General features: G+C 70.0%; 12 protein-coding genes. 5 read left to right on the top strand and 7 right to left on the bottom strand.

The window, feature by feature from the left end; all coding sequences use genetic code 11:
• Positions 1–91 precede the first annotated feature (91 nt).
• The 3 genes from leuS to holA are packed head-to-tail and all read left to right on the top strand — an operon-like array spanning position 92 to position 4,292.
• The gene (gene leuS, locus WI697_RS01505; protein ID WP_345957141.1) at positions 92–2,677 is read left to right on the top strand and encodes a leucine--tRNA ligase; all 2,586 of its coding nucleotides are present in this window, start codon (positions 92–94) and stop codon (positions 2,675–2,677) included.
• The gene (gene lptE / locus WI697_RS01500) at positions 2,643–3,242 is read left to right on the top strand and encodes an LPS assembly lipoprotein LptE (RefSeq protein WP_296712700.1); all 600 of its coding nucleotides are present in this window, start codon (positions 2,643–2,645) and stop codon (positions 3,240–3,242) included. Before leuS ends, lptE begins: the two co-directional genes overlap by 35 nt.
• Positions 3,243–3,257: 15 nt before the next feature.
• Positions 3,258–4,292: a DNA polymerase III subunit delta gene (holA, locus tag WI697_RS01495; protein ID WP_345957140.1), complete on the top strand. Its 1,035-nt coding sequence runs from the start codon at positions 3,258–3,260 to the stop codon at positions 4,290–4,292.
• A 63-nt stretch (positions 4,293–4,355) separates the two neighbouring features.
• Here holA and WI697_RS01490 read toward each other — a convergent pair whose 3' ends face one another.
• The 7 genes from WI697_RS01490 to WI697_RS01460 form a co-directional block, all read right to left on the bottom strand.
• Entirely contained in the window at positions 4,356–5,288 is a 933-nt protein-coding gene (locus WI697_RS01490) for a ParB/RepB/Spo0J family partition protein (RefSeq protein WP_062766628.1), read from the bottom strand.
• Positions 5,285–6,109: a ParA family protein gene (locus WI697_RS01485; protein ID WP_062766631.1), complete on the bottom strand. Its 825-nt coding sequence runs from the start codon at positions 6,107–6,109 to the stop codon at positions 5,285–5,287. The genes WI697_RS01490 and WI697_RS01485 overlap by 4 nt, the downstream gene beginning before the upstream one ends.
• A complete protein-coding gene (gene rsmG, locus WI697_RS01480; protein ID WP_082828694.1) occupies positions 6,081–6,809 on the bottom strand; it encodes a 16S rRNA (guanine(527)-N(7))-methyltransferase RsmG in 729 nt (242 codons plus the stop codon). Before rsmG ends, WI697_RS01485 begins: the two co-directional genes overlap by 29 nt.
• Positions 6,810–6,814: 5 nt before the next feature.
• A complete protein-coding gene (mnmG, locus tag WI697_RS01475; protein WP_345957139.1) occupies positions 6,815–8,764 on the bottom strand; it encodes a tRNA uridine-5-carboxymethylaminomethyl(34) synthesis enzyme MnmG in 1,950 nt (649 codons plus the stop codon).
• A 239-nt stretch (positions 8,765–9,003) separates the two neighbouring features.
• Positions 9,004–10,389, bottom strand: a complete 1,386-nt coding sequence (gene mnmE, locus WI697_RS01470; protein WP_345957138.1) for a tRNA uridine-5-carboxymethylaminomethyl(34) synthesis GTPase MnmE — start codon at positions 10,387–10,389, stop codon at positions 9,004–9,006.
• A gap of 156 nt (positions 10,390–10,545) precedes the next feature.
• On the bottom strand, positions 10,546–10,956 hold the full coding sequence (locus tag WI697_RS01465; RefSeq protein ID WP_014746929.1) for a (2Fe-2S) ferredoxin domain-containing protein: 411 nt from the start codon (positions 10,954–10,956) through the stop codon (positions 10,546–10,548).
• A gap of 7 nt (positions 10,957–10,963) precedes the next feature.
• Complete coding sequence (locus tag WI697_RS01460; protein WP_014746928.1) at positions 10,964–11,218, bottom strand: DUF6489 family protein; 255 nt, start codon at positions 11,216–11,218, stop codon at positions 10,964–10,966.
• Positions 11,219–11,348: 130 nt separating this feature from the next.
• Between WI697_RS01460 and WI697_RS01455 the strand changes: the two genes are divergently transcribed.
• Positions 11,349–13,415 (top strand): thioredoxin domain-containing protein, encoded by a 2,067-nt coding sequence (locus tag WI697_RS01455; protein WP_345957137.1) that lies wholly within the window; start codon positions 11,349–11,351, stop codon positions 13,413–13,415.
• The gene (locus WI697_RS01450; protein ID WP_082828695.1) at positions 13,412–13,987 is read left to right on the top strand and encodes a methylated-DNA--[protein]-cysteine S-methyltransferase; all 576 of its coding nucleotides are present in this window, start codon (positions 13,412–13,414) and stop codon (positions 13,985–13,987) included. The genes WI697_RS01455 and WI697_RS01450 overlap by 4 nt, the downstream gene beginning before the upstream one ends.
• Positions 13,988–14,022 lie beyond the last annotated feature (35 nt).

Below are 14,022 nucleotides of genomic sequence, written 5' to 3'. Positions count from 1 at the left end.
CATCCTCTCCAACCGGGTGACCGGCAGCGGCATGCCCCTTTCGACAAGGGGGCGGTGCCGGTTGCGGTCACCCGCACTTCGTACCGGAAAAATGGCCCGCTACAACCCCAAGGCGATCGAGCCCAAGTGGCAGCAGGTGTGGGACGAGAACGGCACCTTCACGACCGATGAAGCGTCGTCGAAGCCGAAATACTATGTGCTCGAGATGTTCCCCTACCCCTCCGGCCGCATCCATATCGGCCATGTCCGCGTCTATACGCTGGGGGACGTGACGGCACGCTACCGCCGCGCCAAGGGGTATAACGTGCTGCATCCGATGGGCTGGGACGCCTTCGGCATGCCGGCCGAGAATGCGGCCATCGAGCGCGGCATCCATCCGGGCAAATGGACCTACGACAACATCGCGGCCATGCGTGGCCAGCTGAAGTCGATGGGCCTGTCCTATGACTGGAACCGGGAGATCTTCACCTGCGCGCCGGATTATTACGTCCACGAGCAGCGCATGTTCCTGAAGTTCCTGGAAGCCGGCCTCGCCTATCGCAAGGAAAGCTGGGTCAACTGGGACCCCGTCGACCAGACGGTGCTGGCCAATGAACAGGTGATCGAGGGCCGCGGCTGGCGCTCGGGCGCCCTGGTGGAACGGCGCAAGCTGTCGCAGTGGTTCCTGAAGATCACCGCCTTCGGCGACGATCTGCTGGACAGCCTGTCGACGCTGGACCGCTGGCCCGACCGGGTGAAGACCATGCAGGAGCGCTGGATCGGCCGTTCCGAAGGTGCCCGGCTGAGCTTCCGCCTTGAGGGCGCGCCCGAGGGGCTGGACGGGCTGGAGGTCTTCACCACCCGCCCCGATACGCTGTTCGGCGCCGCCTTCTGCGGCATCGCCCCCAACCACCCGCTGGCCGAAGCGCTGGCGGCATCCGACCCCGAGCTTGCCGCCTTCATCGAAGAGTGCAACCGCACCGGCACCAGCGAAGAGGTGCTGGAGAAGGCCGAGAAGAAGGGCTACCGGCTGCCGGTCGATGCCGAACATCCCTTCGTGCCGGGGCTGAAGCTGCCGGTCTATGTGGCGAATTTCGTGCTGATGGAATACGGCTCGGGCGCGATCTTCGGCTGCCCGGCCCACGACCAGCGCGACCTGGATTTCGCCCGCAAATACGACCTGCCGGTGAAGCCGGTGGTCCGGCCCGCGGGCCTGGACGACGCGTCCCCGCTGGAGATCGGCAGCGAAGCGCTGACCGGCGACGGCGTGATCGTCAATTCGGGGTTCCTGGACGGGCTGTCGGTCGCGGATGCCAAGCGCCGCGCGATCGAAGAGCTTGAGAAGATCGGCATCGGCAAGGGTGAAACCACCTTCCGCCTGCGCGACTGGGGCGTGTCGCGCCAGCGCTATTGGGGCTGCCCGATCCCGGTGATCCACTGCCCGGACTGCGGCGTGGTGCCGGTGCCGGAAGACCAGCTGCCGGTCACCCTGCCCGAGGATGTGGTGTTCGACGGCCAGGGCAACCCGCTGGACCGCCACCCCAGCTGGGCGCATGTCGATTGCCCGAGCTGCGGCAAGCCCGCCCGGCGCGAGACCGACACCTTCGATACCTTCTTCGAAAGCAGCTGGTATTTCGCCCGCTATACCGGCCTGACCACCGACCGCCCCTTCCCGCGCGAAGCGGCCGACAAGTGGATGCCGGTGGACCAGTATATCGGCGGCATCGAACATGCCGTGCTGCACCTGCTCTATTCCCGCTTCTTCACCCGCGCGATGCGCGAGGTGGGGCTGCTGGACGTGAAGGAGCCCTTCGCCGGGCTGCTGACCCAGGGCATGGTGGTGCACGAGACCTACAAGGACGATCAGGGCCGCTGGGTCTTCCCCGAAGAGGTGACCAAAGACGCCGACGGCCAGCTGGTCCATGTGGAAACCGGCCGACCGGTTACCCGCGGCCGCATCGAGAAGATGAGCAAGTCCAAGCGCAACGTCGTGGACCCGATGGCGATCATCGAGGCCTATGGCGCCGATACCGCGCGGCTGTTCATGCTGTCCGACAGCCCGCCGGAACGCGACCTGGAATGGACCGATGCGGGCGCCGAAGGCGCGCACCGCTATCTGGCCCGGCTGTACCGGCTGGTGGATGAATGGACCGCCGCCCTGCCCGCCCCCGGCACCGATATCGGCGCCGACCTGGCGGCGGCCGAGGGCGCGGCGCTGGAGATCCGCCGCAAGCTGCACCGGACGATCCGCGACCTGTCGGAGGATCTGGAGCGCTTCCACTTCAACAAGGGTGTGGCGCGGCTGCGCGAGCTTTCGAACGCGCTGTTCGACTTCACCCCGGCCTCGCCCGCCGATGCCGCCGTCGCCCGCGAGGCGGTGGATGCCGTCATCCGGCTGATCGGGCCGATGACCCCGCATCTGGGCGAAGAGCTGTGGCGGATGGCCGGCCATGACGGCCTGCTGGCCGAACAGCCCTGGCCCGATTTCGACCCGACGCTGGTGACGGTGGACACCATCACCCTGCCGGTGCAGGTCAACGGCAAGGTGCGCAGCAAGCTGGATGTCGCGCCGGATCTGGATCAGGATGCGGCTGTGGAACGTGCCCTCGCCGACCACAAGGTCAAGACCGCTCTCGACGGCCGCACCCCGCGGAAGGTGATCTATGTCCCGAACCGCATTCTCAACCTCATCGGCTGATCGCATCAGCCCGACCGGGCCCGCCAGCCGCCGCAGCCGGCGGCTGGTGCTGGCGGCGGCCATGGCCGCGGCGGCGCTGACGCTGTCGGCCTGCGGCTTCCGGCCGCTCTATGGCGACACCGCCGCCAACCGCCCCGCGGTCACCGAACAGCTGGCCGCGGTGGCGGTCGGACCGGTGCCCGACCGGGCTGGCCAGATCTACCGGAACAGCCTGGAACGCCTGCTTGCCGGGGAGGGCCGCGGTCATCCCGGGCGCTACCGGCTGGACAGTTCGATCAGGATCACCGAGACCGGGCTTGCCATCAACGAAGACGCCACCGCCAGCCGCTATAATGTGCGGATCGTGGTGAGCTATCGCCTGATGGCGCCCCATGCGGGCGAGAACAACGCCGACAGGCTGCTGGCCGACGGCACGGTCACCCAGATCAACGGCTATGACCAGATCTCTGCTCCCTATGCGACGCTGGTCTCGCGGCAGGATGCGATCGAACGTGCGCTGAAGGAAGCCGCGCGCGAGGTCCACACCCGGCTGTCGATCTATTTCGACCAGCATGGCGAGGTTTAGGGCGGCGGCGAGCGGATGGTGAAGGTCGCCCCCCGTGATGCGGAAACCAAAAGCGGCCGGCCCGATGCCGCCTGGCGGGCGGTTCTGGTCTATGGTCCCGATCGCGGGCTGGTGAAGGAACGGGCCGACCGGCTGGTGCGTGCGGTCGTGCCGGACCCCACCGATCCGTTCCGGATCGCCACCCTCGACGGCAAGACCCTGTCGGACGATCCGGCCCGGCTGGCGGACGAAGCGGCCGCCATCGCCTTCGGCGGCGGCCGGCGGGTGGTCCGCCTCAGGGATATCGGCGATGCCCAGGCGCCGGCGCTGGCCGGTTTTCTTGGCGATCCGGCCGGCGATGCGCTGATCGTGGTCGATGGCGGCGAGCTGGGGCCGGGATCGAAGCTTCGCAAACTGTTCGAAACCGCCGCCAATGCGGCCGCCATCGCCTGCTATGCCGATGAAGGCCGTGATCTGGCCGAGGTGATCCGCAACCACCTGTCGGAAGCAGGGCTTCAGGCCGATGCCGATGCGCTGATGGCGCTGGCCGGCTCTCTGGGCGCGGACCGGGCGATGACCCGGATGGAGCTGGACAAGCTGGCCCTCTACGCCCATGGCTGCGGCCGGGTCACGCTTGAAGATGTCGAAGCGGTGATCGGCGATGCCCGGACCGTGGCGCTGGACGATGTGGCGCTGGCGGCGGCCGGCGGCGATGCTGCGGCGCTGGACCAGGCGCTCGACCGCGCCTTTGCCGAAGGCACCTCCGCCATTGCCCTGCTGCGCGCCGTTTCCCGCCATTTCGGCCGGCTGCTTCAGGCCCGCGCCGACATCGATGCCGGTGCGGATCCGGAGATGGCGATGAAATCGCTGAAGCCCCCGGTATTCTTCAAGCAGACCGGCAGTTTCAGGGCCGCCCTGGCGGTGTGGCCCACCGCAGCGCTTGCCCGGGCCCTGGGCCGACTGGCCGATGCCGAGGCACGGGCCAAGCAGGGACTGCCCCAGGAGACCCTGGTCGGCCAGGCATTGCTGGGTATTGCCGCCGAAGCGGGGCAGCGCAAACGCCGCCGCTGAGGCCTGAAAACCCGCCTCCACAATCGATAATTTTTGACCGGAAATCCGCCCGCGATCGGGGCGTCAGCCGCGCCCGCCCAACCGGGCCAGCAGGTCGTCGAGGTCTTCGAGCGAGCCATAGGCAATGGTCATCGACCCCGCCGTCGGTGAGACGGGGTTGATCGAAACCTTCAGGCCCAGGCTCTCGCTCAGATCCTCTTCCAGGCGCAGCGTGTCGCTGTCTTTGGTCGAGCTGCCGGCGGCATCGGCACGGCGCGGCCGGCCGCCCACGGGCTTGCGCTGCGCGCCCTCCCGAGTTGCCCGCTTCTCGGCCTCGCCCCGGGCCAGGGTCTCGGCCTCACGCACCGTCAACCCGCGATCGACGATCCGCTTCGCCAGGGCCGAGGGGTCGTCGGCGGTCGCGATCGCCCGGGCATGCCCCATGGACAGCCGGCCGTCGTCGAGCATCTCCTTGACAGCATCGGGCAGGTTCAGCAGGCGGAGCATGTTGGCGACATGGGCGCGGCTCTTGCCGATCACCCGGCCGAGTTCCTCCTGGGTGTAGGAGAACTCGCCCATCAGCCGGCGATAGCCGTCGGCCTCTTCCAGCGGCGTCAGATCCTGGCGCTGGATGTTCTCGACCAGGGCGATTTCCAGCGCGTCATGATCCGCCATATGGCGAACGATGACCGGAACCTCGTGCAGCCGGGCAAGCTGCGCCGCCCGCCAGCGCCGCTCGCCGGCGACGATCTCGAAACCGCCGTCATCGAGCGGCCGGACCAGGATCGGCTGGACCACGCCACGTTCGCGCAGGCTGGCGGCCAGCTGCGACAGGGCCTCTTCGTCGAAATGCCGGCGGGGCTGATAGCGGCCGGGGCGCAGCCGCTCGACCGGCATCATCCGGACATCGGCCGTTGCGGTCGCAGGGGCCGCATCCTCGATCGCCGTATCCCCGAGCAGCGCAGACAGGCCACGCGCCAGGCCGCGCTTGCGGCCGCCGGTCTCTTCCGCACTCACGCGGCCACCCCCCGTTCGCGCTTCAGCACTTCACCTGCCAGATGGATATAGGCCTTGGCCCCGGCGCAGCGGTGATCATAGAGCAGCACCGGCTTGCCATGGCTGGGCGCTTCCGACACGCGGACATTGCGCGGGATCACGGTCTTGTAGACCTTGTCGCCGAAGAAGTTGCGCACATCCGCCGCAACCTGGTTGGACAGGTTGTTGCGGTTGTCGAACATGGTCAGCACCACGCCCTGAATGTCGAGCCGCGGGTTGAGCGAGCGGCGCACCCGGTCGACCGTCCGCACCAGCTGGCTGACACCTTCCAGGGCGAAGAACTCACACTGCAGCGGCACCAGCACCGCATCGGCGGCGACCAGGGAATTCAGGGTCAGAATGCCGAGCGAGGGCGGGCAGTCGATGAAGATGTAGTCGTACGGCGGTAGTCCCTCGGCACCCAGCGCCATGCGCAGCCGGCGCTCGCGGGCCGGGCGCTCGATCAGCTCGATTTCGGCGCCGGTCAGATCGACCACCGCCGGCACCACCGCCAGCCCGGGCACATCGGTTTCGACGATCGCCTCGGCAAGGCTCGCCTCGCCCATCAGCACATCATAGCTCGACGGATCCCGCTGGCCGGCATCGATGCCCAGCCCGGTCGATGCATTGCCCTGCGGATCGAGATCGATCACCAGAACCCGCTTGCGCGCCGCAGCCAGTGCGGTCGCCAGGTTGATCGCGGTCGTGGTCTTACCGACGCCGCCCTTCTGGTTTGCGATGGCCAGCACGCGACCGGTGCCCTGAGGCGCCGCATCAGCGGGATTGGTCACGGTCTTGGACACGAGACAGCCCCTTCGCTTCAAGGATGACGCCACCCTCGTCGGTCATACTTCTATGGCATACCACCTGCATTGTCCAGCGGGTGCGGGCGGCTGCAATCTCGGCCTCGGCCTGGGCGCCTTTCAGGAACCAGAATACGGCATCCGGGCGGGCAAGCGGAATGGCCATCTCAAGAAGCTTGTCCAATGGGGCGAGCGCGCGGGCGGAGACCAGGTCGGCGCCCAGGGCTTGCAGGCGTTCGATGCGTTCGGCATGGACGGTGACGGTGATGCCCATCGCCCGGGCCGTCTCCCGCAGGAAGATCGCCTTGCGGGTGTCGCTTTCGACCAGATGAACATCCAGATCGGTCAGCGCCGCCAGCACCAGCCCGGGAAAGCCGGCGCCGGAGCCCAGATCGACCAGACGCCGGCCGGCAGCCGGGCCGATCAGCGGCAGAAGCTGGGCCGAATCGAGCATGTGCCGGCGCCAGAGTTCGGGCAGGGTCGCCGGGCCGACCAGATTGATCGCCCCCTGCCAGCGGATGAGCCTTTCGGCGTAAATCTCCAGCCGGTCGAGGGTTTCACGTGGAACCCCGGCGAGCAGCGCATCGATCCGCGGCCGGATGATGTCGTGGTCGGCGCCGGCGGGACCGGCCGGCTCGGCCGTGCGCGGTTGAGCCGCCGGCCTGGGGCTGAAGCGGCGGGGATCGGGCTTGCGTGCCATCTGCCCTACTCCGCCGCCAGTGCCGTGCCGCGCCGGATGGCGCCGATCACCAGGCTGAGCGCCGCCGGGGTGACCCCGGGGATCGCCTGGGCGGCGGCGATGGTCGCCGGCCGGCTGCGATTCAGCTTTTCCTGCATCTCGGCCGACAGGCCGCCGACCCGGCCATAATCGAACCCGTCGGGAATGGCGAGCCCGCCTTCCCGGCGCCAGGCCGAGACATCCGCCTCCTGCCGGCCGAGATAACCGTCATAGCGGGCTTCGATCTCGATCTGCTCGTAGACGTCGGCGCGGATCCGGGCCAGCTCTGGCCAGATCGCGGTCAGCACGGCACGGGTCGCCTCGGCATGCACCAGCAGCTGGTGCAGCGTGCGCGGCCGGCCGTCGCGGTTGGCGGGGATGCCGTGACCGCGGGCCTGTTCGGGGGTGAGGGTCAGGCTGCGGGCCAGCCCGCGGGCCTCGTCGAGGGCGGCCAGCTTCGCCTCGTGGGCGGCACGGCGTTCGGCCCCCACCAGCCCCAGGGCCATCGCTTCGGCGGTCAGCCGCAGATCGGCATTGTCTGCCCTGAGCAGCAGCCGGTATTCGGCGCGCGAGGTGAACATGCGATAGGGCTCGTCGGCGCCACGGGTGGTGAGGTCGTCGATCATCACACCGGTGAGCGAGCGGCCGCGATCGGGCAGCAGCCGGGCGCCCTGGCGACGATCGCCCCCCGCCTCGCCCGCCGCCAGCGCGGCATTGGCGCCGGCCAGCACCCCCTGCGCCGCCGCCTCTTCATAGCCGGTGGTGCCGTTGATCTGGCCGGCCATGTAAAGCCCGGGCATCACCCGGCTCTCCAGCGTCGGCAGCAGCGACCGCGGGTCGACGAAATCATATTCGATGGCATAGCCGGGGCGGATGATCGACACCCGCTCCAGCCCCGGGATATGGCGGAGCATCCGGGCCTGGGCCTCGGCCGACAGGCTGGTGGAGATGCCGTTGGGATAGACCGTGTGATCGTCCAGCCCCTCGGGCTCCAGGAAGATCTGATGGCTGTCGCGGTCGGCGAAGCGCACGACCTTGTCTTCGATCGACGGGCAGTAGCGGGGGCCGCGGCCGGCAATGCGGCCGGAATAGACCGCGCTCTCGTGCAGATGATCGCGGATCACCTGATGGGCCGCCGGCGTGGTCGCGGTGATATGGCAGGCGATCTGCGGCACGGTGATCCGGTCGGTCAGCACCGAGAACGGCTTGGGCGGCGTGTCGCCATGCTGCTCGGCCAGCGCAGCCCAATCGATGGTCCGGCCGTCGAGCCGGGGCGGCGTACCGGTCTTCAGCCGGCCCATCGGCAGGCCCAGGGCTTCGAGACGCGCGCCCAGCGCCGCGGCCGGCGCCTCCCCCACCCGGCCGGCGGGGATGCGCTGATCGCCGATATGGATCATGCCGCGCAGGAAGGTGCCGGTGGTCAGCACCACCGCAGCCGCCCGGATCCGGCGGCCATCGGCCAGCACCACCCCGGCGACCCGCGGGCCCGTGCCCTCCTCCGCCACGATCAGATCATCGACGGCGCCTTCGACGACGCGAAGCCCGGCGGTGCCGGCGACGAGGTCCTGCATCGCCGCGGCATAGAGCCGGCGGTCGGCCTGGGCGCGCGGCCCGTGGACCGCTGGGCCACGGCTGGCATTCAGCACCCGGAACTGGATGCCCGACCGATCGATCGCCCGGGCCATCAGCCCGTCGAGGGCATCGACCTCTCGCACCAGCGTGCCCTTGCCGATGCCGCCGATCGCCGGATTGCACGACATGGCGCCGATGGTCGCAAAGGCATGGGTGACGAGGACGGTCCGCGCCCCCACCCGCGCCGCGGCGGCGGCCGCCTCCACACCGGCATGGCCGCCGCCGATGACGATGACGTCGACCGCCGACGGATCGACGACGGCCTCTGGCGTGGCCGGGATGGAACGGGGCAGATCGCTGGGCATCGTGGTCTCGTCTGGTCGTCGGGTGAGGTGGTCGGATGATGGCGGGCGGGCGGATAATGGCGGGCGGGCCGGTGATGGCGGGCGGGCTGGTGATGGTGGGCGGGCCTGGGACCCTCCGGCGGAGCCGCGCGTTTCACGTGGAACATCCGCCGCCAACCCCCTGTGTCACACACGAAAAGCCGGGGCAGCTCAGACATGGTCTGAAGGGGCGGATACCGCGCGGGCTCGCCCCTCAGATATCATTTCCCGATACAGAACTCACGGAAGATCGCATCCAGAAGGTGTTCGACATCGATCCGGCCGGTGATCCGGCCCAGCGCATCGCAGGCCCGGCGGAGGTCTTCGGCCACCAGCTCCAGCATCGGCAGCGGATGGGTGAGTCCGGCCGCGGCGGCATCGAGCGCCGCCGCCGCCTGATCGAGCGCCGCCCGGTGGCGGGCCCGGGTGATCATCGCCCCCTCCCCGCCGCCGGTGAGCCCGGCGGCAAGCCCGGCCAGAGCGGCGGCCAGATCGCCCATGCCGGCGCCGGTGACGCAGGAGACCAGCACCATCGGATGGTCCCCGGCCACCACCGTCCGAAGCCGGTCGGCGGCATCACCCGCCAGGCGGTCCCGGCGGGTGAAGACGATCGGATCGCCCGGCAGCACCCCTGCTTCGGCCATCGCCTGGGCCGGGTCGGTGGTCTCGGGATCGATCACCACCAGACGCAGATCCGCCTCGGCCGCCCGGGCCCGGGCGCGACGCACACCCTCCTGCTCGATCGGGTCGTCGGTGTCGCGCAGCCCGGCGGTATCGATCAGGGTCAGCGCCACCCCGTCGAGGTCGAGCGCCACCTCGATCGCATCGCGGGTGGTGCCGGGGCGATCGGTCACGATCGCGATCTCGCGGCCGGCCAGCGCATTCACCAGGCTCGACTTGCCGGCATTGGGGCGGCCGACCACGGCCACGACCACGCCTTCGCGCAGCCGCTCCCCCGACCGGCCATCGGCCAGACAGGCGCGAAACTCGGTCGCGATCGCCTCAATCTCGGGTGCCACCGTCAGGGCGATGCCGTCGGGCACCTCTTCGTCGGGGAAGTCGATCTCGGCCTCGATCATGGCGGCGGCGCGGATCAGACGCGCGCGCCACCCCTCCACCTGCCGCCCCAGCCGCCCGCCCAGCTGGGCCAGGGCCTGCGCCGCCTGGCCGGCGGTATCGGCGGCGATCAGATCGGCGACGGCTTCCGCCGCGGTCAGATCCATCCGGCCGGACAGCACCGCCCGGCGGGTGAACTCCCCCGCCTCGGCCGGCCGGAGCCCGGGCAGACGGCCCAGCACCTCGATCACCGCCGCCACCACCGCCGGGCCGCCATGCAGCTGCAGCTCGGCCGCGTCCTCGCCGGTGTAGCTGGCCGGGGCGGTGAAGCGCAGCACCAGCGCTTCGTCGATCACCCGGCCCGAGACCGGATCGGCGATCCGGCGGAGGCTGGCCAGGCGGGGTTCGGGCAGCGCGCGCCCGGGCGTCAATGCCCCGAGGGCAGCATCGGTGTCGGGGCCGGACAGGCGGATGATCGCCACGGCACCACGGCCCGGCGGGGTCGCCCGGGCGAAGATGGTCCGGGGGCGCGAGGTCGCCGATGTCGTCATGGGAATTCAGGGTCCGATCAGGCAGGCGCAGGACAAGAAAGGCCGGCATCCCGTCCCTCGGGATGCCGGCCCATCATAGCCCGATGGCCCTGCATGAACAGCGGCCCGAACAGTCGGAGCGGGCCGTATGGTCAGCAGGCCGAGCGGCCGGAACCGTCAGCCGCCGCTCGCCGCCGCGCGGGCGGCCTTTTCGGCGGCGCGCCGCTCGGCGATGTCGGCCTTGGCGATCTCGTCATCGCCCGGCTTCAGCATCAGCCGATCGACCCGGCCGCCTTCGGCGACATGGGTGGTCAGGATCTCGTCGATATCGTCGGTGCTGCGATAGCCGTACCAGACGCCTTCGGGATAGATCACCAGCGTCGGGCCCAGTTCGCAGCGGTCCAGGCAGCCGGAATTGTTCACCCGCACGCCCTTGAGCCCCATCTCCTTGGCGCGGGCCTTCATGTAGTTGCGCAGCTTCGTTGCCCCGCCGGCCTCGCAGCAGCCGCGGGGATGGCCCTCGGGCCGCTCGTTGGTGCACACGAAGATGTGCCGCTCGTAATAGAGCGGCGGGTCGTTGCGGACCACACTCACCTCAGCCGTCCTTCTTCACGCCCCCGGTGGTGCCGGCGGTGGCGAGCCCCGACCAGAATTTCTGCATCTGGTCCCAGCCCTGCCCGCCCGGCATCCAGCTCCGGATGATGTTGTCGCCATCCATGGTCTTCATGGCCTGAGCCATCTGCTTCTGCATCTCGGTCAGGAACATGTTGTGCAGCGGCGTCAGATCCGGAAGGCCAACGGCGCGGCGGGCCTCTTCGGGGGTGCAATCGAGGTCGATGGAGATCTTCATCGGGCAGATTCCCTGATCTTTGCTTTGGCTCGTCTGCGCTTGCCGATGGTCGCCACTGACGCCACGTACCCTGGACAGTCCGCGATCCCCGCACCGATTGCAAGCGCCAACACACTCTCGGGTTTAAAAGATGTCCGGAAACTCACTCCACAGGGAAGTCAGCCCGTACCTCCTTCAGCATAAGGACAATCCGGTGGACTGGCTGCCCTGGGGCCCGGAGGCCTTCGCGCGCGCCAGGGCGGAGAACCGGCCGATCCTGCTGTCGATCGGCTACGCCGCCTGCCATTGGTGCCATGTGATGGCCCATGAGAGCTTCGAGAACCCCGAGACCGCCGCCGTCATGAACCGGCTGTTCGTCAACGTGAAGGTCGATCGCGAAGAACGACCCGATGTCGACGACGTATACATGGCCGCTCTTCAGGCTCTCGGCCAGCCGGGGGGCTGGCCACTCACCATGTTCCTCACGCCCGATGGTGCGCCCTTCTGGGGCGGCACCTATTTCCCGCCCGAACCTCGCCACGGACTTCCCGCCTTCCGCGACATGCTCGAGCAGATCGCGACAATATATCACGATCAGGCGGAAGACGTCCGCCACAACGCATCGGCGATCGGTGCCCGTCTGGGCCGGCTGGCGGCCCGCCGTCCGGGGCCCGTGCCATCGGCCGATACCGTGGCCGGCGCGGCCGCCCGGATCGCCGGGGTGTTCGACATGGAGCGCGGCGGCGTGCGCGGCGCGCCCAAATTCCCCAACGCGCCGCTGCTGGCCCTGTTCGACGCGCTGGCGAGCCCGGGCGGCCCGGCTATCGGGCGAGAGACTGGGACGGAGGCCGCCCATGCGGCCCTGGACCGGACGCTGCGCCGCATGGCCGCGGGCGGCATTCACGACCATCTGGGCGGCGGCTTCGCCCGCTATTCGGTCGATGCCGACTGGCTGGTCCCCCATTTCGAGAAGATGCTGATCGACAACGCCCAGCTGCTGCCGCTTTACGCCCGCGCCTGGGCCCGGGCCGGCAGCGCACCCCATGCCGCGGTCTTCGCAGAGGCCGCCCAGGGGATCATGACCTGGCTGGCGCGCGAGATGGAGACAGGTGGCGGCGCCTTCGCCAGCAGCCTGGATGCCGACAGCGAGGGTGAAGAAGGCCTCTATTACCTCTGGACGGCCGAAGAGATCGCGGCGGTTCTGGGCGCGGACGATGCCGCCCTCTTCGGCCGGGTCTACGACATCCGGCCGGGCGGGAATTTCGAGGGCCGCGCCATCCCCAACCGGCTGGCCCATCCCGACCCGCTGAGCGGAGAGGACGAGGCGCGGCTTGAGGCGATGGCGGCACGGCTGCACGAGCGGCGCCGGTCGCGCAGCCATCCGGGCCGCGACGACAAGGTGCTGGCCGACTGGAACGGGCTGATGATCGCGGGCCTCGCCGAAGCCGGCATGATCTTCGACCGGCCGGACCAGGTGGCCCGTGCCGCCCGGGCCTTCGACGCGGTGCTGGCGAGCCATGACCGCAACGGCCGTCTGGGCCATGCGGCGCGGGACGGCCGGCTGGTCTGGCCGGGGCTGCTGGACGATCACGCCGCCATGATCCTGGCGGCACTGGCGCTGGACCAGGCCGAGGGCGGCACGGCACGCCTGGCCCGGGCGGAAGGCTGGGCGGAGGTGGTGATGCGGCATCACATGGCCGAGGGCGGCGGCTGGCACATGACGGCAGACGATGCCGAGGTGCTGCCGGTGCGCAGCCGCCCCGGCACCGATGCCGCCCAGCCCTCGGGCAACGGGCTGATGGCGCAGGCCCTGGCGCGGCTGATGCTGGCGACCGGCAACCCCGCCTATGCCGAGGCGGCCCGCGCGACCATCGCGGCCTTCGGCGCCGAGGTCGACGGCAACCCCTTCGGGGTGGCATCGCTGATGGTCGCGGCCCTGCTGCTCGAGACCGCGGACCAGGTGGTGGTGGTGGGCCCCGCCGGCGACGAGGCGACCCGCGCGCTGCTCAGGGCGGCGGCGGCCAGCGGCAGGCCCCTGCTCGATCTGCGCCGGATCGAGCCCGGCACCCCCCTGCCCGCCGGCCATCCCGCCCATGGCAAGGGCATGGCAGACGGCCGGCCCACGGCCTATCATTGCCGGGGCCCGCGCTGCGGGCTGCCGCTGCACGACCCCGCGGCACTGGCCGCCGCCCTTGCTCCGGAGCCTGTCCGATCATGACATCCACGCAGCCGGGTGCCCGCATCCGCGACGCCATCCTGCGCACGACCGGCCCCCGTGCCGCCGCAACGCGGCTGATGGCCGACACCCCGCTGGGGCCGATCCGCCTGGCCGCCGACGGCGAGGCGCTGCTGGCGCTGGACTGGATCGACCCCACCGATGCGGCATCGGCCGCAGAGGCGGCACAGGCAGGGCCCGATGCCGCGCGGATTCTGGACGAGACCGAGGCCCAGCTCCGGCAGTATTTCGCCGGCACGCGCGACCGTTTCGACCTGCCGCTCAACCCCGCCGGCACGGAATTCAGGCGCGCCGTCTGGACCGCGATGCTCGACATTCCATATGGTGAGACGGAAACCTATGGCGACATGGCCCGCCGGGTGGGGTCGGTGGCCCGCGCCGTGGGCGGGGCCTGTGGCGCCAATCCGATCCCGATCGTCATCCCCTGCCACCGGGTGGTGGGGGGTGGACATTCAATCGGAGGTTTCTCTGCGCGGGGTGGCGTTGACACCAAACGGTTTCTGCTTCACCTTGAGCGGGCCCGGACGCCGGAACGGCAGCCGCGGCTTCTGTGACGCCTCGTGTTCCGCACACCGGAAAGCGGGCTGCC

It is taken from the genome of Tistrella mobilis (genome assembly GCF_039634785.1).
GTDB lineage: Bacteria > Pseudomonadota > Alphaproteobacteria > Tistrellales > Tistrellaceae > Tistrella > Tistrella mobilis.
Note: the sequence above shows the minus strand (reverse complement) of the source record. Positions and strands in the feature narration are given on the sequence as shown.

Coding starts and splice junctions, on each gene's coding strand:
- leuS (WP_345957141.1), top strand. CDS start 92: ATGGCCCGCTACAACCCCAAGGCGATCGAGCCCAAGTGGCAGCAGGTG.
- lptE (WP_296712700.1), top strand. CDS start 2,643: ATGTCCCGAACCGCATTCTCAACCTCATCGGCTGATCGCATCAGCCCG.
- holA (WP_345957140.1), top strand. CDS start 3,258: ATGGTGAAGGTCGCCCCCCGTGATGCGGAAACCAAAAGCGGCCGGCCC.
- rsmG (WP_082828694.1), bottom strand. CDS start 6,809: ATGGCACGCAAGCCCGATCCCCGCCGCTTCAGCCCCAGGCCGGCGGCT.
- mnmG (WP_345957139.1), bottom strand. CDS start 8,764: ATGCCCAGCGATCTGCCCCGTTCCATCCCGGCCACGCCAGAGGCCGTC.
- mnmE (WP_345957138.1), bottom strand. CDS start 10,389: ATGACGACATCGGCGACCTCGCGCCCCCGGACCATCTTCGCCCGGGCG.
- WI697_RS01460 (WP_014746928.1), bottom strand. CDS start 11,218: ATGAAGATCTCCATCGACCTCGATTGCACCCCCGAAGAGGCCCGCCGC.
- WI697_RS01455 (WP_345957137.1), top strand. CDS start 11,349: ATGTCCGGAAACTCACTCCACAGGGAAGTCAGCCCGTACCTCCTTCAG.
- WI697_RS01450 (WP_082828695.1), top strand. CDS start 13,412: ATGACATCCACGCAGCCGGGTGCCCGCATCCGCGACGCCATCCTGCGC.